Genomic DNA, 22583 nt, shown 5'->3' on the forward strand with positions numbered 1-22583 from the left:
ATCAACTGTCATGGCCGAACTTCCTCGGGGCGGCCTCGGCGAGCGCACGCATGCTGCGCGAGGCATGGCGACGGACGGTGGCCTCGGAGACCCCGACGCGAGGCGCGACCCTGCATGAGAGCTCGTTGCCGATCAGGCCGCCGTAGCCGCGGGTCAGGTTGCGGGTCTCGACCCGGTCGGCCTCCTCGACCAGGCACAGCAGCAGGTAACGATCGGCGTCGCTGATGACGCTGCGCTCGCACGCCCACGCGAGCAGCTCCAGCAGCTCCTCGGCGGCCGACGGCTCCTCGTGGTCGGGGCCGGACTTGTCGGCCAGGATCTCGGGGCGGTGGAACAACGCGCCAGCAACCCGCTCGGTCGGCATCGCGCCGGCACTCCACGCTCCCCCGCCAGCAACGTCGACCAGGTCGCCGGAGGAGAAGGACTCGACGAGGGTGGTGTTGGCCCAGGTCCGGTCGGCGCGGGAGACGTAGAAGAAGTCGCCGACCTCCCGCAGTACGCCGACCCGGGTGTTCATCAAGATGTTCGCGGCGACCTTGCGCAGCCGGCGCCAGGGGAAGGTGCGGACTTCGATCCACAGCTGAGATGCCACGAGTTCGTCGATCCGCGCGACCGCGGACCAGGTACCGGCCACGACCGGTTGGCTGTCGCGGAAGACCTCCCTCGGGGGCAGCGTGCTCAACCAGCCGGCGAGCCGGCAGGCTCCCGGGAGCAGGCACTTGGCGAGCGCTGCGGCCGCCGCGATGTCGTCGCCGCCGTCCGGGGCAGCCAGCATCGCCAGCGCCAGGAGGACCTCGTCCGATGCGTCTCGGTCCACCGAGGGCAGCCATGCGCGGAGGTGGTCGAACTCCGCGACGACGTCGAGCCGGGAGTCCGCCGCCACCCAGTCCGGCCACTTGCTGCGGGCCTGGTCAAGCAGTTCGCTGTTGTCGTCGAGACCGAGCTGGTCGCCCACACTCATCGCCCTCGCTCCTCTCGTCCGTGGTTGAGCTACGGCAAGAAAGGTCGCGAGCACGTGTCCCCGCATCCGTCCCCCCCAAGGCCCGATTTCGAGGGGGGACGCGGAGGGGAGCGCGCGTTTGCGCAGGTCAGAGGGCGTCCCCCCGAAAGTTGAGAAAGTTTCTGGCGGACCCCTTGCGGGGTCCTATTTGCTGTTGTCAGACGCAGCGAACTTTTCCAACCGGCCCGGACCTACTTTTCAACACCGGCCCGGTAGCCATTCAGGCCAGCGGTCGTTGACGCCAGCGGACCGGTCGGGTGACGGAGTGCCCTGTCAGACTGGCGAGGTGATTGCCGATGATCAGGGGGGCCGACGGTGAAGGCCCCCGACCTCGAGCGAGAGCAGGTCCTCGATTACTTTGCGGCTCAGATGGCCGACGACACAGTGGTGCACTTGGAGAAGGTCGCCGTCGAGCGGGTCGGCTCGGTGCTGCACGACATCTGGGACGTGCACTGCAGGGGCAGCCGCTGGTGGGCGATCAGCAACTCGCTCAACTACTACTCGCAGGAAGACTTCACCAGCCGCGACGTCGCGCTCACCTTTCACGTCGGGCTCATGGTGCGCATAGCCAGCCGGGAGGAAGTCCCGATCACCGAGGAGGCCGCGGGACTACTCCCGCGAGCGTGGCGCCTCTGGGAGCAGGCGGTCGGGTCAGTCCCTCGACGGCGCCCGCGAGGCCGAGGACTTCCAGGCGGTCGGGGTGAGACTGCGCGAGGCGATGGTCACCTACGCCGACGAAGTGGCCGACGATGCGCTCATACCCGAGGGCGGCGACGCCCCCAAGGCAGCTGACGTCGTGGGCTGGACCAACCTGCTGATCGCTGATCAAGCCGAGGGTCCTTCCAGCAAGCAGCTGCGCTCGTACAGCACCAAGCTGACACGTGAGACGTGGGACTACGTCAACTGGCTGACCCACGCCAAGAACGCGATCGCCTACGACGCACACATCGGAGTCGCGGTGGTCAGCCACTTCCTATCGATGATCACCGCCATATGCCTGCGGGCGGCGACCGGCGCGAGGAGCCGGTGCGAGAGCTGTGGCTCTTACCGAATGGTCGCCGGTGCCTGCATCCGCTGTGGATGGGACGACCCGGACTACGTAGCGCCGGCCTCTCGGGAGCTGACCGAGGAGGAACTCGCCGCCCGACTGGAGAAGCCGTGCGTGCCCAGCTCCGACATCTCCACGTTCATGTCACCAGACGACCACCGCTAGGGCGGGCGTGCCGCCGCGGGTATCACCCGCCGAACAGAGCCAACTGACGACGCTGATCCCCGGTCAGGGGTAGAGCAGGATTCGTTGCGGCCGGGTAGATCTCCGCCGCCAGCCACTGCGCCACGCGGACACCGGATGCGACTCCGACCTTTACTGCACGGGCGTGCTGCTCGGCCAGTAGCCGCTGGGAGTCGAACAGGTAGACGGCATCGATCCTCCAGGCCCTAGTGGTCCGCACATCCTTCGCGGTCGCCTTCGGGCCGGTCAGGACCAGGTAGTAGTCGAGCTCCGCCGCCTCGGTCATGTCCAGGATGCCCTCACGCTTGAGGTACCACTTGACGTTCACGCTCTTCCCCGTCAGCGGTCCCGAACGGAACCGTCCGTCGATGGCCTTGGCGACCGCGCTCGGCTCGAGCGCGATGTCGAAGATGCGCGACGCGATCCACTCCCCAGCGTGACCAGCGGTCATCGGCCGATTGATCAGTCGGCCGATGCGTTCGTCGACGAGGTTGCGCTCGCGCAGCAGTACTGCGAGCTCGGCCAGATCCGTCTCGTCCATGACTCCAGCGTGCCACCGCCCACCGTCGCGGTGTTGCCAGGCGACTCTGCCTCAAGCGCCGCGACAGACCCTCTCGGCACAATGAACATTGCACGATGGTCGCCCGAAGGCGCACCTGCGCCGTGTTCAGCGCGGACAGCCGGGCAATCGATCGTTGTTCAACGAATACTCGATCGGTAGTAATTCGCGGGCCGTGATCGCCGCTTGGATCGGTCTGTCGCTGGCGTTCGACGCTGCGCCAGCGGCTCCGATGATCGGTACTGCGGCGGGTGCCAGCGGCGGTACTTGTTGATCATCGCCTGCTGATCTGGCTCAACGTAGGAGACTGCTGACCATGGCTAGAGGTGACTGTGAGAACGCCTTCCATGCGGCGGCCGCGGCGGATGGGATCGTCCTTGTGCGCGCCCGAGTTCCGTGGATCAACCAGCGCGGGCACCTGGGCCTGCCTGAACAAGCCGCTCCAGTGCTGCCTGTGCTCGACGAGATCTTCAAGACCCTCGGTGGCATCGAGCCGGAACAGGCCGCGAAGAAAGCGACGGTCCTTCCAGGCGATTTTCTGCACGTCGAGAGCGGGGTCTTCATCGAGACAGATGAGGAGCAACACTTCACCTCGCATCGTCTGGTGACCCTCAGCCTCTACCCGAACGACGTGCCTCTCGGATTCGACCTCGATGGGTACAAGCGTTTGTGCGAGACGCGGGCCCACAAGGCAGATCGCTATCGGGCCAGCAAGCCCGCCATCGGGTTCGGCCCGGACGGCCGCCAGCGTCAGCGTGCCTTCAACGACGCACTCCGCGATCTCGTGACACCACTGATGGGGCACCCGCCCCTCATCCGGGTCCCTGCGCCCGATCGAGACGGCGCTGCCGCGTACGCCGCGGTGCGCGACCGGCTCCGAGCCGCCGTAGGCCTATGACCCAGTTGCTGCTTGTCAGGAGTTCCCACTCAGCTGGAGCGCGGCCTGCAACGTTGGGGCGACCACCTTCGCGACGTACGGAGCATCCGGTCGATCTCCCCATCTGACGGAGCCGTGAGCGGAAGGGTGGGAGAAGCTGCAGACGACGACGCGGCGACCATCGTGGACGGCCTCATACAGGTATTCCGTCTGTAGTCGCGCCGGAGCAAGAACACCGGCCGCCCACTTGGCGACCTTGGCGCCCTGCAAGATCACGATCGTTGGTTCGAGGATCGACAGTGTGGCGGCGAAGTGGATGCCGCAGTTCCGAGCCATGATGCTCGTTGGGCGCCCCTGGCTACCGCCGGGTGGCCCAGCAGAGCAGAGCAGCCGGTTCACCAGGGCAAAGCCGTCGAAGAGGTGGAAGGGTTGCCCCTTGATGGGGCGCACGAACTCACCCTCAGAGTCAGTACCGAGACCGGTTCCCAGGAGCAGCCTCAGCGCCGTCGTCGTGCCTCGCATATGGGGATTGCGTCCCGGGTATCCGTCCTGCGCGTAATAGCGGCGCTCCAACCCCGACCCGTTCAACGTCTGCCGGTACCGCGTTTCCATGTCGACCTTGCGGCCGAAGATGGCAGCCGAAGGACCTTTGGCGAGCCCGGACTCTTGGCCCACCACCACAATGCGCAGCGGCTCCCCGCCAAGAGTCAGATCGAACCGCCGGCCGACGTGACTCATGATGCCCTCCCGGAAAGCATCGCCCTGGCGCCGCGTTTTGCGGCACTGCTGGAAGTGCGAACAGATGAACTGACCTTCCGACAGGAGATTGCTCTCCACGTACCTGTGCAGTCTCGTGATCCGCCTCCTCGTTGCCGGCAGATCGACGCTGACCGGCTGAGCCCGTGGCTCAGTCACTGCGGCTACCCGCCGCTCTGGCGATCAGTAGAGGGACGAATCGATCCCTCCAGGTCGGAACATGAATCTGCCCGCTCGACATTCCTCCGTACGCGAACTCCTCGCGATACAGGGCCTCCTGCAGTTCCTGGCGGAGGTCGACACCCGTCAGGTCCTTGATGCGGTCGACGAGCAGGTTGTCGACACCTTCGTCCGTGGATGGGACCGACGTCTCGTCGAACGCCTCTCGAAGTGCCCGCCAGTGGTAGGGATCAACGCGGAGGCCCCACTGCTCGGGCTCGGGAGTGAACAGGGACCCCATCTGCACGATGTCAGGCTACGGGACGTTGCTCGCGCGGCGGTCGCTCCGCTTCCGCCGTCGGAGGCGACGCCAGAGACGGCAGCCATCACTGCCAGGCCGTGCCTGTTGCTGGTCGGCATCGAGCCAACCCGCTCGTACCACTGTTCACGGCCGAGGAGTCGTCCCAGCGTTGCCTCGGCGCGTGCGCTCTTCACTGCGTGAGCACCTGGGCCTCGCCTATCCGGAGGTCGACGGACTGCTCGAGAGGATCGAGACTGATGGTTCCGGACTGGCCTCCGCCGGACCAGGTGACGACCCAGTAGGAACTGGCCGTCACCGTGAAGGTGTGGTCGGGCTGGTCCCAGCTCGTCTTCTCGTAGCGGTGGCCGCACGTGGGCGAGTCCTGCTTGCCGTAGTGATCGGCGTACGCGGTGCCCGCGGTCGTGCAGACCACCGGCGCGGTGCCGTCGCCCATGCTCCACTCGATCTGCTGGACCTGACCTGTCGCGGTCACGGTGATGCCGCCGGCACTCACGGACTCAGAGATCGGGCCGAAGGTGTTCCCAGCGGGGTTGTCGACCCACATCCACGTGGGCATCCCGACGATGCCGAGCGAGTTCGGCCCCGGCTTCGGCACGATGCCGATGGTGATCGGCTCGAGGTTCATGTTGGCGATCGCCTGCTCGGCCAGGTCCCGCGGGTTGACCCCTGGGCCACCGTACCCGGGTGGGTCGGCGGGCAGCCACGTGTACTCCCAGCCACCGGGGGCACCTGGCAGGCAGTAGTAGTGATAGACCGCACCCTCGGGCTTCTTGTCCTCGAAGACCTCCGGCGGCCATGGGTCAGCTCGGTGGAAGTAGCAGCCGCCGCTGTACCACCAGGTCAGCCCGTTGTACTGCGTTGTGCACGGGACATCCTTTCCGTTGAACATGCACACAGGTGTCCCAGGGTCGCCGGGGTCGCCGGGGTCGCCTGGGTCACCAGGGTCGGTGTCCTCACAGACGAGCTTCTGTTCGCAGTTTCCTTGGTCGTCACAGACGAGCTCGTAGTGGCAGTTCTCTCCTTCGGCGATCGCGGGCGCGGCGACGGCCGCCAGGGCGAACATCAGCCCCGCAGCCAGCAGGCGAACGGTCCCGGTCAGCACTGTTCCCTCCAACGGACGTCGGCCTCCTCGACCACCCACTCGCCCTTAGCTCGCTTCACGACGGTGTAGTCGACCTTCACCCTGTCGGGCATCGGGTTGCCGTCGGGGTCCGTGAACGGCACTTTGTTGCCCGAGGCGAGGACGACGACCTTGGACTTCGCGCGGTCTTCGCAGTCCGAAATCACGAAGGTTCCGCTTTCCACGGTGACCACGTCGCCGAGCTCGTGCTGAACTGTCCCGCGGAGCCTCACCCCGTTGGCGTTGTAGTCCATGACCTTGGTGCGCTCGTTGAAGTACGCATCACCCGTGGCGACCTCCGAGAGCTTCACCAGGTCCTTGAGCTTGCCGCTCTTCTCGGCCTTCTCGGTGATCGTGAAGTAGCTCATCAGCGCAACCACAGCGAGGTCCTCCGGCGTCTGCGGCGTCGGAGTAGCGGACGTGGGAGCGGTCGTCGACGGCGTCGCGGTGGGGGTGTCCTGGGCGTCGGGGTCGGTCCCGTCGTCCGAGCAGGCCGTCAGTGTCAGGGCCAGGGCGAGGGCCACTCCCCCGAGTACGGAGTTGGGCTTCCTCATGCGGTGTCTCCTCTGCTGGTGGGCGGCGTTACGACTGATCTCTGGCTGACGTCGTGGCTGATGCGCTCGAGGTGCTCTTCGGCGGCGTCGACGAGCTCGGCGAGACTGCCGAGGCCGGCGCGTTGGACATCGAGGGATGGCCTGTCTGCGCCGGCGCTGACGTAACGGCCTGTGAGCTCCTGGTTAAACGTGGTCATTGGTCTGGTGCTCCCTTCCCGAGATCAGCTCGCGAGCCAGCCGTGTGTACTGATGATGGTCTTTGTACGTTCCGACAGTTCCATGGGCGCCTCGCCGTCGTCGGAGCGGTTGCAGACCTCTTCGCGCAGGATCCGCTCGGCCTCGAGCTGGTCGCCCTCGGCCTTGGTGACTTGGGCCAGGCACAACCGTGTGCTCTCGCCGTCGGGGTCGGCCTTGTTGGCAACGTAGGCAGCCGAGCGGGCCTTGATCAGGTCCCCGGTGGCGAGGGCCTCGGTGACGACGATCAGTGCGACGTCGGAGATCCAGCCGGGTGTCATGAGGTCGAACCGCTCACCGTCGGCGAGCCAGGACCATCCGTCGTCGCGCTTGTTGCTGAACGGGGGGCCGGTAACGAGCTCGAGGGCTGTGCTCAGGTCGGCGCGTCCCTCGGCGCCGCCGCGGGCCTGCCCACGGGCACGAAGTCGCAGGAGGAGGTCGAGGTCGATGAGGAGGCCGTCGTCGACCTGGTAGACGTTGACCCCGTTGACCTTGGTGGCCGGGGCCTGGTCGGCGTGGGGCAGGTGGGGCTCGCCTGTACGTGGGTTGGTGCCGAGCCAGTCGCGGACGGTGTTGGTGTAGTCGCGTGCCTTGCCGGCCGAGATGCCGAACGCAGCACTGATCGCCTCCCTGGTGGCGCCGTGCTGGCGGCGCAGCGCGAGGAACGCCAGGAGTTCGGTGAAGTAGGGCTTGCGCCTGTCCAGCGCCTGGCCGTGGGCACGCACGGCCACCTGCCCCAGCAGGCTGAGGCGGGGGCGGTCGCAGTCGGGCGACAACCAATCGGCGATGTCCTGGTCGAGAGCCGGGTCGGAGCCCTCAACTTTTGTGCGGACGTGCGCAGGCACCTTCGGAGCCAGCGCATTGAGGTCCTCCTGCACGATCGCGCTCTCGCGGATGTAGTCCTCGTCGTTGCCCTCGAGGAGGGACGTGAGCGGTTCGTCGACGGCGTCCTCGGGGGCGTTGCGGGGCAGGGTGTGCTCGCGACGCAGTGCGCCTGAGCGGTCCGTGTAGGCCCCCCAGCCTTCGGTGACGGTCTCGTCGACGGGAACCGGAACGTCCTCGAGCGTGTCGCTCTGTGCGTAGACCAAGGCGCAGCCGCGGGCCTCGTCACTGGTGAGGCCGACGGCGATGAGGTTGAGGCCGGCGTGCTCGAGAACGACGCGGCCGGTGTTCGTCATGTGTAGGACAGCGCCCGGGGTGTTGGGGCGTTCGCCGGCGACGACGATGGAGGTTGCGGACTGACCGACGTGGTCGTTGACCAGCTGCAGGAGCTGCTCTAGCTCGGCCGGGTCGCCGGCCGCGGCGTCGAGCAGGAGCATCCGTGCCGGCCAGACGTCGTCGTCGACGCTGCCGGTGCGGGCGGTTGTGACGTCGGTGTCGTGTCGTGTGGCCCGGTCGACGGTGCTGACGGCGGCCGCGAGGATCTCCGCGGTCGCAGGCGCTCCGGCCGCTCCTGTGGGGTGGTAGGTGATCCGCTCGTCCATGGCGACGGTTTCATCAGCGACACCGATGCAGTCGAGCTGCACTCGACGTGACCACGGGTTGACGGCCAGCTGGGCGGCGAGGTGGCGGGCGAAGTCGCGGCCGTAGGTGGGGTCGCCGCTGATGGTGAGGGTGGAGAGCTCCTCGCAGTTGAGGAGCCAGGTCTCGCCGGTGTCGCTGTCGCCGATGGTCACCAGGAGCGGGTACGGCGGCTCGACGTACCCGGGGTCAGGGCCGAGGTCCTTGGCCTCGACGTCGGTGCCGACGTGCCAGTGGGTCTGGTCGGGGCTGCCGGCCCAGGGTGCGGGGAGTTCGGCTGGTGCGCTGAGGTGCAGGGTCAGCTCGCCGTGGCCGAGCTCCACGGCGGCCAGGGGCGGCATCGTCCCACCGACGGCTCCAATTGCTGCAGCGAGGCGACGGAGGGCCTCGTGGGTGAACTCCACGGTGGCGGCGGCCGCGGCGCCGGTGGCGTTGAGGGTCATCTCGACCGGGGCGAGTTCCTGTGGCGGGACGGCGATCGCGCGGCCCGGCGGGCGGTTGCGGAAGCCGCCACGTCGACGCGTCTTGAGGGCCATGAGTAGTGCGCCGGAGAGGAGGACTCCGCCGCCGGTGAGACCGGCGAGGATCCACGGGGCGTCGAGGATGGAGTCGTCGGCTTCGTCGGCCTGGTTGACGTCGGCCGCGGGCGCCGTGGGTTCTTCGGCCTGCGGCTGCTGGACCTCGGGCGCAGCGGTCTCCGGTGCTTCGGTCTCCGGGATGACCGGCGTCTCGTTCTCGGCCGGCGGCTCGGCCGGCTGCTGCTCGTCCTTCGGGTCCGCGGGCTTGTCGGGCTTGTCCTCGCGCGGCAGTTGCGTGTCGCGCTGCCCGGTGGGCTCTGCCTCGGTACCGGGGATGTTGAGGGTCCAGCCGACGTCGATGACGTCTGGGTCGGTGAGGTGGACGCCGCCAGGCTGGGTGAGGGCGGTGGATGCGTCGTAGATCTCCATGTAGCGGTCGGCGTCGCCGAGCTGCTCTTGGGCGATGTCGGTGAGGGTGTCGGTGGGCTTCACGGTGTACGGGTGGGCCTGGGTGTCGGCTCCGGCCGGCGCGGGGAGCTCGAGGACCCAGCCGGGCTCGAGGAAGCTCGGGCGGGCTCCGAGCAGGTCGTGGTTGAGCTCGACGATCTCCTTGTAGCGCGACCCGTCGCCGAGGTTCTGGTCGGCGATGGCCCACAGGCTCTCCCCCGGCTTGACGGTGTGACTGATCGTCTTCTGCCGCTTGGTGTCCTGCCTCGTGACGTCCGTAGCTGTGTGCTTGGTCGGGGCGGCGTGGTCGGTGAGGCCGGCGGCGTGGTGCCCAACGGTGGCATGCGCGGGCGCGGCGTCTGCTGCCGCTGTGGTGGCGTGCACGGTGAGGGGTGCGGCAACGAAGAGGAGGGCCGCCAGCCCGATGAGGCCTCGGGCGCCGGCCTGCGGGAGGCGCAGGCCGGGGAGCTTGGGTGCCTCGACCCTGCGGAGCCGGGCGACGGCCTCCAGGGCGAGGCTCAGCGCCATGAAGGCCCAGCCGAGCCAGCCGACGACCTTGAACAGCCCCAGGACGAGCGTGCCGTCGTCGGGGGCCAGGAGCGCGTCCTTGATCCCGTCGAGGGTGGGCGGCTGGTCGGGGATCGGGTTGGCGCCGATCGCGAGGAACGCGACGGGCAGGCCGATCACGATGCCGAGCACGGCCACCGTGGCGAGGAGCCCGGTGAGTCGCTGGCGAAGCGTGGGGGTGTTCATCGCTCGATGCCTCCTTCGGCGCGAATGAGCCGCGCGGATGCCTCCCCGGTCACGGGCATCGAGTTCAGACCGATGATCCCGAGGAACTTGCTGTCGTAGGTGTCGGTAGTGCGGACCACCAGGGTGTCGCCGCCGATGACGGAGACGGTGCCCTCCATGCCGGCTGCGCGGAGGTAGTCCTGGGCAGCTGACTTCGCGGCGAAGATGTCGACCCGGAGGTCCTCCCCGCGCACCGCTGCGGAGCCCTGGACTTCCTGGGCGCCGGTGCGGGCCGCCTGGGCGGCCACACTGCGGGCGTGCTGCTGGGTGTGGACCTTGCCGCCGAGGTCGACGGCCATGCCGACAAGGATGATCATCACCAGTGACGCAGTGGCGAACCACACGCTGATCGCGCCACGCTCGTCACGCGGCCGCCGGCGGGACTGATGGCGAGGCTGATGGCGGTTCATCGGCGCTCCCGGTAGGCGTCGACGGGACTGCTGGCCGTGGCGGTGATGACCCGGTGTCCGGGCACGCCGGGCAGGGCCAGGTCCGACAGGTCGACGCGGCAGGTCACCGTGGCGGTGACCTGGGCAGTGGTGCCCAGTGGGGCGTTGAACGCGGCGGCGGTGACCGTGATATCGGTGCTCGTGCAGTGGACGTTCTGGGCGTGCAGGCTGCTGGTGGCCGCGGTCTTCCCGGCGGAGATCGCCTCGCCCTGGGTCCGCTCGATCGAGGCCGCGCGTGCTGCCTCGTAGGCCGCCGCTTCGACCGATTGCTTGGCTATCTCGACGCGGCCGCCCATGATGATCATCGCCACGAACAGCCCGAACGCCGGGATGCCGATCGCGGCCTCGATGGCGGCCGACCCTCGCTCGTCGCGGCGCCGTCGTCGGGAATCGTGAAGCCGCCGGATCATTCCGTCAGCCTCTCGACGGGGACGCTGGCGCTCTGGGTGACCGTGACGTGCCAACCGGGGATCACGCTGAGGCTCGTGCCGGTGACCGTGACGGTCGCGGTGTTGGCTGTCCGGGATCCCGAAACGCTGGTCGAGGTCATCACGTCGGCGCCGCCGGCGTCCTGGAGGAAGGTGTTGGCTGTCGCCACCCCTGAGTCGCGGGTGCCGGTCTCGCTGCCCGCCTCGCGTGCGCCCTCCTGTGCGGCCGCGAGCGCAACTTCGCGCGCGTGGTAGTACAAGGCGCCCTGGAGGCCAAGGAACATCACCAGGAAGAGCGCCGGCATCAGGAAGACCATCTGGATGGTCACTGAGCCGCGTTCGTTTCGGCGGCGAGAGCTGGCGATCATCGGGTCCTACTTGATCTTCGCGGACTCGCTGGTCACGAAGAACTTGATGGCGGCCACGACGATGCCGACGATGACGATCACGGCACCGGCCCAGATGACCTGCTCGATGGTGACCGAGCCGCGCTCGTCGCGGTGCTTGACGATGCGGTCTTCCAGGCCGGTGAGCACGGTCAGTGCCGCCACCTGGAGGGTGATGAAGAGCTTGAGCATCGGGTTGGTTCCTTTCTTGGTAGTTGGGTTCGGGTGACCCGGTTGTTTGAGGTCGGTGCTAGGTCGTCAATCGGAGCATCGAGGGGGCGATGAGGATCGCCATGAAGACGACGCCGAGCAGGCTGGCGGGGATGTACATGCGCTCGGAGGCGGCGTTGGCCTTGCCGACCTCTGCGCTGAGCATCGCCGAGCGAAGTGCCGCGGCGCGGGCACGGAGGTTGGTGTAGATCTGGGATCCGTCCTGCCCTGATTGCTGCATGATGTCGGCGAGGTCGTCGAGCTCGGTGACCCCGAGTTCGTCGGCGAGGTCGTGGAGGGAGTCCCAGGGCGCGCGGGTCATGTAGCGGGCGCGGCGCAGCTCGCTCTCGATCCGCTTGAACACCCACTTGTCGCCGACCTCCGCCGCGGCGCGCAGGGCCTGCTGGCCGCTGGCACCGTCTCGGACGCCGGTGGCGACCATGTCGATGTAGGCGCCGAGCGCGCGGTTGAACTCGATGCGGGCCCTCTTCGCATCGTCTGTGGCGTTGTAGTTCGGCATGAACCAGAACAGCGCCGCCAGGGCCAGTGACCCGAAGGTGGGGATGACGAACGGGAGCGGCAGACCGATCAGGCCGAAGAACGACGCAATCAGCGGCGGCATGACCAGGCCGAGCAGCGCCCAGACCACCTTCTCCCCGTAGAACCGGGTCTCGCTGATCTGCAAGATGGCGAGGTCCCTGCGCGGAGTGTGTGCCCAAGCACCGCCGGGCAGGTTCTTCAGCGCCCACACGCCGATCCGGTCCACCAGCGAGCCTGCCTCAGGGTCCTCGGCGGCCTCGCCCAGGGGGGCGCCGGCGCCATGGCGGGGGACGACGTGGTCGGGTGAGAGACGGTCCAGTGCGTCGACCAGGTCCGGGTCGGAGGGCGCCAGTCTCCAGACGAGGAGGGCGAAGGCCAGGCCGAGGAGCGTGCCGCTAGCGAGCGCGAGCTGGAGGCCGGTCATGCCGCTGCTCCTTCGTTCTGACGCTGTGCGTTGCGCGCCTGGAGGTCGAGGAACCGCGGGAGCGGCTTGGCGATCGCCATCCGCCTCATCATCAACAGCGTGGCCACGTAGGCGCTGAGGAGGATCGCGAGGATGACCTGCCCCAGCGGGCTGCCGTAGGGCTCGATGTAGTCGCCGGTGAAGGCGAGCAGGCCGAGGACGCCGAGGGTGATCACTGTGACGGTGCGCGCGGTGGTGCGGGGCTTGGCTTGGTCAGCTTCGATCTGGCGGCGGGCTCGCACGTCGGAGGCCACGGTCTCTGCGAGCGCATCGAGGGCCTTGGCCAGGCCAGCCTGTCCGCGACCGCTGGCGGCCAGGATGAGCTGGCTGGCGACGACGTCGCCGGTGGAGTCGTTGAGGTCCTCGGCGAACGCGCGCAGCACGTCCTCGGTGGTGCCGGTGCCGTTCCACAGCCGCGACACCATCAGCCCGACCTCGTCCTCGATCGGCGCGGGCACCGACTGCAGCGACTTGATGAGCGCCGAGCGCAGCGACTGGCCAGCCGTGAGCTTGCCCGCCAGCGACCGCGTCCACTCCTCGAGCGCTTCGAGCTTCTCGATGCTCGCGGCCGCCGGCGGCGGCGAGAGCAGCAGCGGGATGCCGATGATGGCGGCCGGGACGAGCACGATCGCGATCACCCAGCCGCTCACCATCGCGACCAGCAGGCCGGTAACGGCGCCGGCGACGATGAGCTTGCGGGTGCGTGGGCTGAGCTGGTTGATGCGGCTGCCCAGCCGCCCGAACGGGGTGACGGTGCGCGCGGGGCGGGGCGGCTTGGGTGGTGCCGGCCGCAGGGCGTAGACCATGCCGATCAGGCCGGCGACGACCAGAGCGCCGCAGACCGCGGGCACGAGCGGGGTCATGTCGTGGCCACCCCCTCGTAGGCCTTGGCCTCAGTGGTGTAGGCCTCGAGGTCGAATCCGTGGCGGGCCAGCTCTTGGGCGAGGTGGTTGTCCAGCTTGCCGGTCGCGGTGGCCGGCCCGAGCCGGTTGGGGGCGAAGACTGGCGCGGTCGCGTAGCCCCTGACGGCGTCGGCGCTGGGATCGACGACCAGGACCTCCTCGACCCAGCGCCGCTTCCGGGAGGTTCCGTCACCGTTGTCGGTGACGTCGGCGCGCAGGTACACCACGACGTCGACGGCGGCAGCGAGCTTGCTGATCGCGAGCTCGCGGGTGACCTGGGGGCCCTTCTCCATGGCGCAGGAGACGAGCTTCTCGATGGTGTGGTCGGCGCTGCGGGCGTGGGTGGTGCAGATCGAGCCCGGGCCGGACTCCATGGCCTTGAGCATGTCCCACACCTCGGGGCCGCGGACCTCGCCGACGATCTGGCGGGCGAGGGTGAACCGGAAGGAGTCGTGAAGGGCCTCTTGGAGCGTGAACTCGCCGGCCCTGCGGCCGTCGACGCCAATCTCGCCGGAGCCGGGCCGGTGCTCCCAGGCGTGGACGATGCGGTGCCGGTCGCGGAGCTCGTGCAGGTACAGCTCGAACTCGGTCTCGAAGGTGCCGATCATCTCCCAGGGCGGGATACACGAGCACAGCGCTCGAACCCAGGTGGTCTTGCCGCTGCCCTGGACCCCGGAGACGACAATGCTCTTGCCGGCCCGGACGCAGGCGGCAAGGAAATCGGCCAGCACGGGTCCGCACGCCTTGCGGTCGTAGACCATCTCGTCCAGGGAGACCGTGCGCAGGCCGTGGCGCCGGATGACGACCGAGGTGTTGGCGGTGACCCACGAGGCGGCGGCCAGGCGGGCGCCGCCCGGCAGGCGCAGGTGAAGGCTGGGCCTGGCCTCGGTGAAGGGGCGGTTCTGGCGGGCTCCGAGATCGGTGAGGAACTCGCGCAGCTCATCCTCGGAGTCGGCGACGGGAGGTGCCGGGACCACGGTGCCGTCGGTCTTCTCCAGCCACACCGAGCAGTCGGGCCCCGAGGCGATGATGATGATGTTCTCGACGTCGGACTCATCGACCAGTGGCTGGAGCCGGCCCAGGCCGAACAGGGCGGCCTCGAGGGCCCTCTTGAGAGCCTTCTCCTCCTCTGTTGTCCACGGGCGGCGGCCTGTGGAGACGAGGCTCTCGGCCTCGGCCTTGACCAGCTCCTCGATGACCTCGATGCCCTTCTGCCGGCGGTCCTCCTCGGTGATCCGGCCGCCTTCCTTGTCCAGTCGGGCAGTCAGGCGGGTGGAGATCTCGGCGCGGTACTGCGCGATCAGGTCCCAGTCCAGGACAGAGTCGCGGGTTTGGTAGGGGTTCGTGTGGTCGACGTACGACTCGTTGACGGTGTCGCTGGGGACGAGCGGGCGCAGGGAGAACTCGGATCGGGTCCGCCCCGGCCGGGCGTCGTCGCTAGCCCAAGCCCCGCCGAAGATCGGCAGGGAGCTCGGATCGTCGTCCTCTGCGATCGGGTTGGCGGGCGGCGCGGCGGGGGCGCCGTTGCTGGTGGCGCGGCCGCGCGCGAAGGGGGAGCGCTGGTCGCGATCGGCGTGCCGTGCCTCTAGCCACTCTTCGGCGCTGAGCGGCTCCGCAGAATTCACGGAGTCGGGCTGGTGTCCGGTCGTGCTCACGCGCGGCCTCCAATCGTGGGGGCGAGTGCAGCCTGGTTGCTGGCGAGGATGGAGTGAATGGATGCCGCGCCGGCCCGGTAGCTGCGCAGCAAGCTGGAGGACTCGAACTTGCGGGGCTTGCGGGTGCCGTGGGAGTAGACCTCGGCGACCTCGGGGTCCCAGTCGACCGAGGCGATCACGGGGATCTGGAGGGCCTTGGCGATCTGGCGGGCGGTGTAGGGCCGGACTCGGGGCACGACCGTTGGCACCGTGGGCCAGCGTCCGTCCTCATCGACGAGGAGAGCACCCAGCCGGGAGAGACCACCCACGGTGGCGAACTGGTCGCGCAGCGCTTTGGCCCAGGACCTGGCGCCAGCCAGCGCTGGCAGCGAGTTCCGGGTGACCAGCAGGGTCAGGTCGGAGGCGGCGATCAGCGGTTGGGGCCAGCCGACGAGGCCGATTCGGCCGGCGTCGACGATGACGTCTTGGCCGTTGCGGTGCAGTGACCGCAGCTGCTCGGCGAGGGGCTCCCAGAGCGGCAGCATGCTGGGGGCCTGTTCGTGGGAGCGGATGCCGGGCAGAAACCACGCCGACTTCTCAGCCGGGGCGTCCGGGTCGAGGATGAGGGTCTCGCGCGGGAGGGCCTCGACCAGAGTGCCGTCGCGCTGCGCGAGGGCGAGGTTGATCAGGCCGCCGGTGGGCTCCTGGGCGCCGCGGAAGTAGCCAGCGAAGACGCCCGAGGCTCCGTCCGGCGAGGCTTCGACCAGGAGTACGGGCCGGTGCCAGTTCAGGGTGAATGCGAGCGCCGTGGTGGTGACGCCTGGAGATCCACTCGCGGAGGCCAAGACGATCAGCGCCAAGGCTCAGCGCTCCCGGGTGTCGAGGACGAGCGCGACGCGGCCGGTGGCGGCGCGCGCTGCGAGGTCGGCCGACTTCTCCTTCGGGACCGAGACGTTGACGACGGTCTCCCCCGTCTCCTCCACGCGGCTAACACCAACCACAGTGGCCTCGATCGTGACAGGCGTCTGCTCGGTGACCTCGCCCTGGTCGCCGGGGGTGGTGACGATTCGGACGGTGTCGCCGGAGTACAGGGGCTCTGAGGGCATCTGAGCCGGCGTGAGACTGATGCCGACGAGGGACTCCCCCTCCCCCGGCACAAGGTTCTCGGTGACCTGTTGCTCGGAGAGCAGCGTGCCGGCCCACAAGTCGACGGCCGCGCGGCTGCCCTCGATGCTCGACTTCTGGCTGCCGCTGATCGGCGTGAGCGCGGGGTCGATGCTCACGCGAACGACCGTGAGGTCCCCCGGCTCGATGGTCTCTCCTCGCGCGATGTCCCGGTTCACGACGAGGACCTCCTGGGTGTCGCTGACCGAGGTGTAGGCAAACGCGGCGCCAAGCGCCCCGGCGGCGACCAGTACCGCGCAGAGCGCGAACACCAAGGGCCGACGGCGCTTCTTCGCCCGGGCGGTGGCCTGCTCGCGACCGACCGTTTCCTTCGGGGCAGCCGGCGCCGGGCCGCTCGGCGGCGGCGGGCCTCCAGCTGCGGTCTGTGAGGTGGTGTCCAGCGACATCAGTCCGAGTCCTCTCGTCTCTCGATCACCTATGTGTCAAGACGGGCCGGGGCGATCACCATGACCCAGTTCCATAGGAACACACTAGTGCAGTCTTATCGAGTTCTGGTTTCTCCACAGGGGGCGGAATCCGAGAAGTCATCGCCAGAGTCCTCTGCAGGAGGGGTCGCGGCCCAAGTCCCCCGATGGAACTGAGCGTCAGCGCGGCCGAACGTGCGGATCCATGAGACCACATTCGTCCGGGTTTCTCCCGTGCCGATTCTGCCCCTCGTGTCCAGCGGCAATCATCCGCGCAGGTACTCAGCTACCGAGGCTTGGTCCGGCCCTGCCGCCGTCGGCGGAGGCGCTGCGCTTCATTGAACGCCGCCGCGACGACATCGGCCGGTTCATGGAGAACGCGCCCGAGTGCCTCGAGCGTGGAGGGCCCGGGCAGCCGGGTCCATCGACCTTGCTCCCAGGAGTAGTACGTCGGTGCCGACAGATTCGTCCGGGCGACGAGCTCGGGCACGGTCAAGCCAGCCTGCAGGCGCAGCGCCCTCAGATCGGGGACCTCGCCGTCAAGGTGGATCAGCCGGAGCGCCGGGAGGTCGAGGGCGCGAGCGAGCTTCACCAGGAAGTCGGGCCGCGGTACGGAGGTACCGAGTTCCCAGCGTGAGACGCGCTCTCCCCCAGCTGCGCCGACGAGTCGCGCCAGCTCGTGCTGGGTCAGACCCGCCTTCTCTCGGGCAGCCCGCAATGCTGAGGGATCGACTCCGGAAACCATCGCCGCCGAACACTATCTGCAGGCCCTCGGCGATCTTCGTCAAGGTCCGCACACAGAGCAGGGCACAGTTCGAACCCGCTGACGACGGTTGCTCGCACGCACCCCTGACCACCCAAGGCACCACGCTACGGAGTTGGCGTGTTCGCGCTGTACGTGCGCGAGGGAGCTTCGGCCGCTGTTGATCGCTCCCAACCTCGTGCGTGACTTAGGTGACCAGGAAGCGAGGTGGACCATGAGCACAGCCCCAACTGAGAACCCGGGTCCCGGTGTCGTCACTTTCACTGCGCGCGGCAACGCCGCGCTCGACCATCTGGCCGCCTCCCTGGCGGCCGAGTGCGACGGCTCCCCAACGAGCATCGCCGACCTCCTTGAGCATGTTCTGGAGGCCGACGTCGAGGACCTGGCCGAATCTCTCAGCGAGGCCGCCCGGACGCCGGTGCGAGATAGCCGTCCCAGTCGCGACGTCGAAGAGGTCGGTCCCGCGGCCGAGAGTCCGGACGGCGCGGCCCGCCGTCGTCTCACGGCCCGTGCACCGCTCGCCGGCGGCGCGGCCGACGCGGCCGGCAACGGCATCACCCGTTGAGCAGCGCGCCGCGGGCATACAGGTCGTTACACATGGCTGACGTGTAACAAGATGTATGGGAGATCCTGATGCTGCCGAACCCCTACTCCCCGGGCGAGCTGCCCCGGGTGCTGGCCGGCCGGGGGGAGCAGCAGAACCGCATTCGCGGCTACCTGAGCCGGATCGGAACCTACGGCGAGATGGGTGGTCCGCTCCTGGTCTTTCAGGGCCCGCGTGGTGTCGGGAAGACCTCGCTCCTGCGCGAGGCACAGCGCGACGCTGAGGGGCACGGATTCATCACCGCCTGGGTCTCCTGTCGACGCAACGCCCCGTTCTTGCCGGACCTGGTCAGCCGGATCGGGAAGGCGATCGAGACTGCCGACATCCTGCCCCGCGCCGAGAAGGGACGGTGGGGTCTCCGCCTGGAGCGAATCGGCGTGGAGATCGGCGTGCCCAGCGTCGTGAAGGTGAGCGCCTCGGCGTCGGCGGACCGCTCCGAAGGCGACGCGCCGCGAGGCGCCCGGATCTCAGCCCTCGAGGACCTCCTGCACGAGACGAGTAGGCAGGTGCGCGGCCGCGGCGGCGCGGGCCTGGTCGTCTTCGTCGACGAACTGCACGCCGCTGCGCGCGACGACCTCGCGGTCCTGCTCAACGCGATGCAGAACCTGGCCGGGAAACGGGAAGACAACCCCTTCGCCGTGATCGGCGCCGGGCTGCCCTCGGCGCCCGCTGCCCTGGTCAAGGCGGCCACGTTCGGGGAGCGCAGCACCTTCCTCACCCTCCCACGACTTCAACCCGCGGCCGCGGAGACGGCGGTGGCCGAGCCCGCGGACGACCTGGGAGTTCACTGGACCTCCCAGGCACTGCAAGCGGTCGTGGCGGAGGCCCAGGGCTTCCCTTACCTGCTGCAGGTTCTCGCACACGCCACCTGGGAGGCGGCGCGCCCACCACGTGAAGGCGTTGTGCTCGACATCGACGACGTGAACGCCGGGCTTCCGGTCACCGACGACCAGCTGACCACCATGTACTCCGCACGTTGGGCGGCCGCGAGCGATCTGGAGAAGAAGATCATGGCCGTCATGGCGGAGGCTGGCAGTACGACGGTGACGCGCGCGGAGATCGCCGCGGCGCTCGAGCGACCCACCCAAGCGCTGGGTGTTCCCCGTGAACGCCTGATCGACAAGGGCATCATCGAGCCGGTCGGGCACGGCGAGCTCCGATTCACCATGCCCGGCTTCGACCGCTACATCCGGGAGACGCTGGCCACCGGAGCGCCCTCGGACGCCACGGACCCGGCGCCAGGCCGGCTCGGTGCCGGCCGCCGGCGGCGCGAACTCCCGCCCGCCTCCGACGGCGGTCACGACACGCCGCCGCTGTAGAGCCCACGGCGAGCTTGGCGACGCAGAACCGCCTCGAGGTCGGCGATGCCATTCGCCGATTGGCGTCGGTCGCGCCACCTCGGCGAGGTCGCCGAGGTGATCCCGCCCGACGACCCTGGAGGGAAGCACTTCCCGGTTTATCCACAGCCGAGCGCTCGCGCCAGGCGAGGGCCGGCGCGATCAGCGAGACTCGACGCATTGACCCCATCGGACCGAAGGAGCAGCTGGTGGACGACACTGACAGGCGCGAGGCAACGGGGCACGCGAATGCGGCCCGCGAACACGTCTACGGCTTCAACCGGATCACGATGTGGGAGCGGGACCAGATCCCGGCCGAGACGTCTGACCAGCTCGCCGAGTTCGCCGACATCGCGGCCGCGCTCCCCCAGGCGTTCTCGCAACTGTCCAACACGCTTGAGCAAGCACTGGTCAACCAGGTGCTCAGCATGGACTCGATGACCGACGAATCCGATCCGTCCATGGCCATCGGCGTCGCGCGACTCCATCTGGAGGAGGCGCGCGGCCTCGCGGTCGACGTCCACAAGCACCTCGACGCCGCCCGCAACGCCACCGCCCACATCATCAGCCAGGGCGTCGCCGACGGCCAGGAGTCGATGACGTGGGACAAGCCCTGACCCTGCGACAGCGGTCGTAAGCCCGGCCCGGATCCAGATTTCTTCCCACCGGGTGATCGCCCGGGCGGAGCGGTCTTCCTTTGGTGACTGAGACATGTCCCCAGTCCACCAAGGAGCTGTCCGTGAGCAAGCCCATCGATGCACCCAGCGGTGCGCCCGACCGTGACCCTGTCCAGGAGGTCCGTGCCCACCTCGAGCAGGCCCTGGCCTCGCTCGACCGGCTGCACGTGGTCCTGCCACCAACGAGTCGCACGCCCCCGCCCGACGTCGGAGGCGGTGAATCGGCATGACCGCCACCGACACCAGGCTGCGCGCGGCCGACGCCGTCTTCGTCGCCGAGCAGGCCGTGAGCCGCGCCCGACGGGTGGTCGAGGAGCTCCAGACCACGGTCACCTCCGCGCTCCGCGTGCTCGACGACGCCGAGCTCGACTCAGCCAAGGCGAGACTCACCGACCGCGGTGACTTCTACCTCGAGGCGGCTGGCGAGCACCTGGGTCGACTCCAGACCCGCTGCAACGACATACCGGAGCTGACCCGCGAGCTACTCGGGCACCTCAACCGCGCTTCGGAGTCGCTCATCGAGGCCCGCGGCTTCCTCGACCTGGCGGACACCTCCGATCCCGTCGTCGCGGGCGACGTCGCGCAGCTCAAGCCACGCATCGCAATCGTCGGCGAGATGGTCGCGCTCGCCAAGCCGGTGGCGCAGCTCGCCGCCCAGCACGTCGACCGCGCGCACCGAGCCAGCCAGGACGTCACTACGCCGACGCTGCTCGAACCGGTCACCCTGGACCGCAGCATCCGCACTGCCGGCAAGGAGCTCGGCCGCGCGGATGAGGACGTTCGCTTCCTCGGGGACGTGGTCGACCACGCTGCGACCAGCGCCCGGCAGTCGGCCGCCATCGCCGCCGAGATCTCCGACAACGCCCGCCGCCGGATGTCCGAGCACGGCCGGGACCCGGCTACCAGCGCCGCCGCCCCGGCCGCCGGGTCCCCAGCTCGGTAGGGCGGGAGCCGGACAGTCGCGCAACTGCCGACCACCAGGTGATCGCCCCCACCCCTGGGTCGGACTTAGGAGACCAGGAGGACTGGCGCAGCCGGTGCCGGTCCGTGGGATCCACTGGGAGTCACCATGAGCGACTACGCCGCTCGCGAGGAAGCAGCACTTGAGGAAGAGGCCCGCCAGCGCGCCGAGGAGATCCGGGCCACCGAGGAAGCCGCCGCGCAGGGCGCGACCGCCGACACCGGCCCCTCCCCCGACGCCGAGATCGCGCAGGTCCAACGATCGGGCCGGCAGCACGACCACACCGACACCGCCGCCTACCAGCGCCCCCAGCTCGGCCGCCGCCGCGGCACGCGCCGATAGGCCAGGAGGTGTCAGCGATGACTGCCCCGATCACCCCGGCCGCCCCCAGCCAATCGACCCTGCGATGGGTCGCCTGCTCGCACAGGCTCGGCCCGCTGCCGTGCATGAACCACAAGCCGCACGTAGGGGACGGCCGCGGCTGCGTCCACCACTCCACGTCCGGCTTCCAGGACGACGACTAGGCGCGTGGACTGCCCACGCGCGGCTCAGCCGGGGACCAGGTGCAGCCGCGGCCGCTGAGGCGGCTCCGCTGCCGCCTCGAGGCGTTGCAGCCGCTCGAGCGTCATCGGATGCCCGTAGCGACGCAGCAGCCCCGCCAGCACCCCGCCCAGCCCGAGCTCGGCCACCAGCTGGTCCGCAGCAACCTCCCCGCGGACCTCGATCACGCGGCCAGCCGCCGGCACCAGGTAGGTCAGCGCGATGACCGCCCCGCCCAGCAGCCCCGGCCAGGTCCGGCCCTCAGCGACCGACTGCACCACGCAGATCACGCCCACGACGCCGCGCAGCGTCCAGGCCACCCGCATGAACGGCAGCCAGGCAAACGCCCGACCCACACCGCGGAACGTGGCCACCACCATCCGCCAAGGCGTCGTGGCCGCCAGCACCGCAGCCTCCAGCCGCGGCCGGATCACCCGGCGCCGGCCCACGGCATGCGCAAGCACCGCCACAGCCTCCGCGCCGGTCACGCCGCCACGGTAGGTCCCCTCCACCAGGCCCGGCGTGATGACCACCGCCCGGTGCCCGATCGCCAACGCCACCGGCGTCTGCGGATGCTGCACACGACGCACGTACAGGGAACCGACGTCGATGCCATAGCGACCCAGCTCAGCCAGGACCGGCGCCATCACCCGGAACTCGGCCTCTGTCGCTGGCCGCGACCGAGTCAGCAACCCGATCGCTACCACCTCGAGCTGGCCCAGTGCCAACGCGCCCAGCACGGCCGCCGAGGCCAGGAACAGCACCAGGCCCAGCGCCGGCGGGAGCAGCGCGAACACCACCACGGCGAGGACGAAGCTCACCAGCAGCGCAGGCCCGAGGGTCACGACCCTCAGCACCGTCATCGGGACCTTCATCTCGACCACCTCCATCGGTCAGCACTAGTGCGAATCTCTCGGCTTTGCCGCGGGGTGATCGTCCGACGATCTCCGCGCGACCTAGGTGAACGAGACCAGTTTGTGCCCAGCCGCCGACACCAACGGAGTTATCCA

28 protein-coding genes are annotated in these 22583 nt (G+C 69.1%); 9 read left to right on the plus strand and 19 right to left on the minus strand.

From position 1 onward, the window contains the following. Position 1: 1 nt before the first annotated feature. Both ACOACQ_RS03545 and ACOACQ_RS03550 read right to left on the minus strand, forming a co-directional pair. On the minus strand, positions 2-961 hold the full coding sequence (locus ACOACQ_RS03545; protein ID WP_378597021.1) for a hypothetical protein: 960 nt from the start codon (positions 959-961) through the stop codon (positions 2-4). Between the two features lie 404 nt (positions 962-1365). Beyond that, entirely contained in the window at positions 1366-1494 is a 129-nt protein-coding gene (locus ACOACQ_RS03550) for a hypothetical protein (protein WP_378597022.1), read from the minus strand. 224 nt (positions 1495-1718) lie between these two features. On the opposite strand from ACOACQ_RS03550, the gene ACOACQ_RS03555 reads away from it, so the two are divergent. After that, positions 1719-2213, plus strand: a complete 495-nt coding sequence (locus ACOACQ_RS03555; protein ID WP_420287619.1) for a hypothetical protein — start codon at positions 1719-1721, stop codon at positions 2211-2213. A 22-nt stretch (positions 2214-2235) separates the two neighbouring features. On the opposite strand, the gene ACOACQ_RS03560 is transcribed toward ACOACQ_RS03555, so the two are convergent. Beyond that, complete coding sequence (locus ACOACQ_RS03560; RefSeq protein ID WP_378597024.1) at positions 2236-2772, minus strand: hypothetical protein; 537 nt, start codon at positions 2770-2772, stop codon at positions 2236-2238. A gap of 334 nt (positions 2773-3106) precedes the next feature. On the opposite strand from ACOACQ_RS03560, the gene ACOACQ_RS03565 reads away from it, so the two are divergent. Beyond that, positions 3107-3688: a DUF7255 family protein gene (locus tag ACOACQ_RS03565; RefSeq protein ID WP_420287620.1), complete on the plus strand. Its 582-nt coding sequence runs from the start codon at positions 3107-3109 to the stop codon at positions 3686-3688. Between the two features lie 15 nt (positions 3689-3703). Here the strand turns inward: ACOACQ_RS03565 and ACOACQ_RS03570 are convergent, their stop codons facing one another. From ACOACQ_RS03570 to ACOACQ_RS03640, 15 genes are all read right to left on the minus strand, one after another. Then, positions 3704-4504 carry a hypothetical protein gene (locus ACOACQ_RS03570; protein WP_378597026.1) on the minus strand — a complete coding sequence of 267 codons (801 nt, stop codon included), beginning with the start codon at positions 4502-4504 and terminating at the stop codon, positions 3704-3706. 70 nt (positions 4505-4574) lie between these two features. Beyond that, positions 4575-4889, minus strand: coding sequence for a hypothetical protein (locus tag ACOACQ_RS03575; RefSeq protein WP_378597027.1), 315 nt, complete (start codon positions 4887-4889; stop codon positions 4575-4577). A 184-nt stretch (positions 4890-5073) separates the two neighbouring features. Then, on the minus strand, positions 5074-6006 hold the full coding sequence (locus tag ACOACQ_RS03580) for a hypothetical protein (protein ID WP_378597028.1): 933 nt from the start codon (positions 6004-6006) through the stop codon (positions 5074-5076). Continuing rightward, complete coding sequence (locus tag ACOACQ_RS03585) at positions 6000-6578, minus strand: hypothetical protein (protein WP_378597030.1); 579 nt, start codon at positions 6576-6578, stop codon at positions 6000-6002. The genes ACOACQ_RS03580 and ACOACQ_RS03585 overlap by 7 nt, the downstream gene beginning before the upstream one ends. A gap of 221 nt (positions 6579-6799) precedes the next feature. Further along, a complete protein-coding gene (locus ACOACQ_RS03590; RefSeq protein WP_378597031.1) occupies positions 6800-10051 on the minus strand; it encodes a LysM peptidoglycan-binding domain-containing protein in 3252 nt (1083 codons plus the stop codon). Further along, positions 10048-10500: a TadE/TadG family type IV pilus assembly protein gene (locus tag ACOACQ_RS03595; protein WP_420287621.1), complete on the minus strand. Its 453-nt coding sequence runs from the start codon at positions 10498-10500 to the stop codon at positions 10048-10050. The genes ACOACQ_RS03590 and ACOACQ_RS03595 overlap by 4 nt, the downstream gene beginning before the upstream one ends. Continuing rightward, entirely contained in the window at positions 10497-10949 is a 453-nt protein-coding gene (locus ACOACQ_RS03600) for a TadE/TadG family type IV pilus assembly protein (RefSeq protein WP_378597033.1), read from the minus strand. Before ACOACQ_RS03600 ends, ACOACQ_RS03595 begins: the two co-directional genes overlap by 4 nt. Beyond that, positions 10946-11296, minus strand: coding sequence for a TadE family protein (locus ACOACQ_RS03605; RefSeq protein ID WP_378597034.1), 351 nt, complete (start codon positions 11294-11296; stop codon positions 10946-10948). Before ACOACQ_RS03605 ends, ACOACQ_RS03600 begins: the two co-directional genes overlap by 4 nt. A gap of 45 nt (positions 11297-11341) precedes the next feature. Further along, a complete protein-coding gene (locus tag ACOACQ_RS03610) occupies positions 11342-11545 on the minus strand; it encodes a hypothetical protein (RefSeq protein WP_300376226.1) in 204 nt (67 codons plus the stop codon). Positions 11546-11603: 58 nt separating this feature from the next. Further along, positions 11604-12527 (minus strand): type II secretion system F family protein, encoded by a 924-nt coding sequence (locus ACOACQ_RS03615; RefSeq protein WP_378597035.1) that lies wholly within the window; start codon positions 12525-12527, stop codon positions 11604-11606. After that, positions 12524-13429, minus strand: coding sequence for a type II secretion system F family protein (locus ACOACQ_RS03620; RefSeq protein WP_378597036.1), 906 nt, complete (start codon positions 13427-13429; stop codon positions 12524-12526). Before ACOACQ_RS03620 ends, ACOACQ_RS03615 begins: the two co-directional genes overlap by 4 nt. Then, complete coding sequence (locus ACOACQ_RS03625; RefSeq protein ID WP_420287622.1) at positions 13426-15123, minus strand: CpaF family protein; 1698 nt, start codon at positions 15121-15123, stop codon at positions 13426-13428. The genes ACOACQ_RS03620 and ACOACQ_RS03625 overlap by 4 nt, the downstream gene beginning before the upstream one ends. Beyond that, on the minus strand, positions 15120-15962 hold the full coding sequence (locus ACOACQ_RS03630) for a hypothetical protein (RefSeq protein ID WP_378597038.1): 843 nt from the start codon (positions 15960-15962) through the stop codon (positions 15120-15122). Before ACOACQ_RS03630 ends, ACOACQ_RS03625 begins: the two co-directional genes overlap by 4 nt. 3 nt (positions 15963-15965) lie before the next feature. Beyond that, positions 15966-16673, minus strand: coding sequence for an SAF domain-containing protein (locus ACOACQ_RS03635; protein ID WP_378597039.1), 708 nt, complete (start codon positions 16671-16673; stop codon positions 15966-15968). Between the two features lie 304 nt (positions 16674-16977). After that, complete coding sequence (locus ACOACQ_RS03640) at positions 16978-17436, minus strand: helix-turn-helix transcriptional regulator (protein ID WP_378597040.1); 459 nt, start codon at positions 17434-17436, stop codon at positions 16978-16980. 232 nt (positions 17437-17668) lie between these two features. Here ACOACQ_RS03640 and ACOACQ_RS03645 point away from each other — a divergent pair, with 232 nt between their 5' ends. From ACOACQ_RS03645 to ACOACQ_RS03675, 7 genes are all read left to right on the plus strand, one after another. Beyond that, positions 17669-18019 (plus strand): hypothetical protein, encoded by a 351-nt coding sequence (locus ACOACQ_RS03645; protein ID WP_378597041.1) that lies wholly within the window; start codon positions 17669-17671, stop codon positions 18017-18019. A gap of 68 nt (positions 18020-18087) precedes the next feature. Further along, positions 18088-19377, plus strand: coding sequence for an ATP-binding protein (locus ACOACQ_RS03650; RefSeq protein WP_378597042.1), 1290 nt, complete (start codon positions 18088-18090; stop codon positions 19375-19377). A 227-nt stretch (positions 19378-19604) separates the two neighbouring features. Then, the gene (locus tag ACOACQ_RS03655; protein ID WP_378597044.1) at positions 19605-20012 is read left to right on the plus strand and encodes a hypothetical protein; all 408 of its coding nucleotides are present in this window, start codon (positions 19605-19607) and stop codon (positions 20010-20012) included. A 122-nt stretch (positions 20013-20134) separates the two neighbouring features. Further along, positions 20135-20302: a hypothetical protein gene (locus ACOACQ_RS03660; protein WP_378597045.1), complete on the plus strand. Its 168-nt coding sequence runs from the start codon at positions 20135-20137 to the stop codon at positions 20300-20302. Continuing rightward, positions 20299-21015: a hypothetical protein gene (locus ACOACQ_RS03665; RefSeq protein ID WP_378597046.1), complete on the plus strand. Its 717-nt coding sequence runs from the start codon at positions 20299-20301 to the stop codon at positions 21013-21015. Before ACOACQ_RS03660 ends, ACOACQ_RS03665 begins: the two co-directional genes overlap by 4 nt. Before the next feature lie 126 nt (positions 21016-21141). Next, positions 21142-21375, plus strand: a complete 234-nt coding sequence (locus ACOACQ_RS03670; protein ID WP_378597047.1) for a hypothetical protein — start codon at positions 21142-21144, stop codon at positions 21373-21375. Positions 21376-21392: 17 nt separating this feature from the next. Further along, positions 21393-21557 carry a hypothetical protein gene (locus tag ACOACQ_RS03675; RefSeq protein ID WP_420287623.1) on the plus strand — a complete coding sequence of 55 codons (165 nt, stop codon included), beginning with the start codon at positions 21393-21395 and terminating at the stop codon, positions 21555-21557. A 24-nt stretch (positions 21558-21581) separates the two neighbouring features. Here ACOACQ_RS03675 and ACOACQ_RS03680 read toward each other — a convergent pair whose 3' ends face one another. Further along, entirely contained in the window at positions 21582-22448 is an 867-nt protein-coding gene (locus tag ACOACQ_RS03680) for a hypothetical protein (RefSeq protein ID WP_420287624.1), read from the minus strand. Between the last annotated feature and the right edge of the window lie 135 nt (positions 22449-22583).

The organism is Nocardioides sp. CPCC 206347 (genome assembly GCF_048654605.1).
Classification (GTDB): domain Bacteria; phylum Actinomycetota; class Actinomycetes; order Propionibacteriales; family Nocardioidaceae; genus Nocardioides.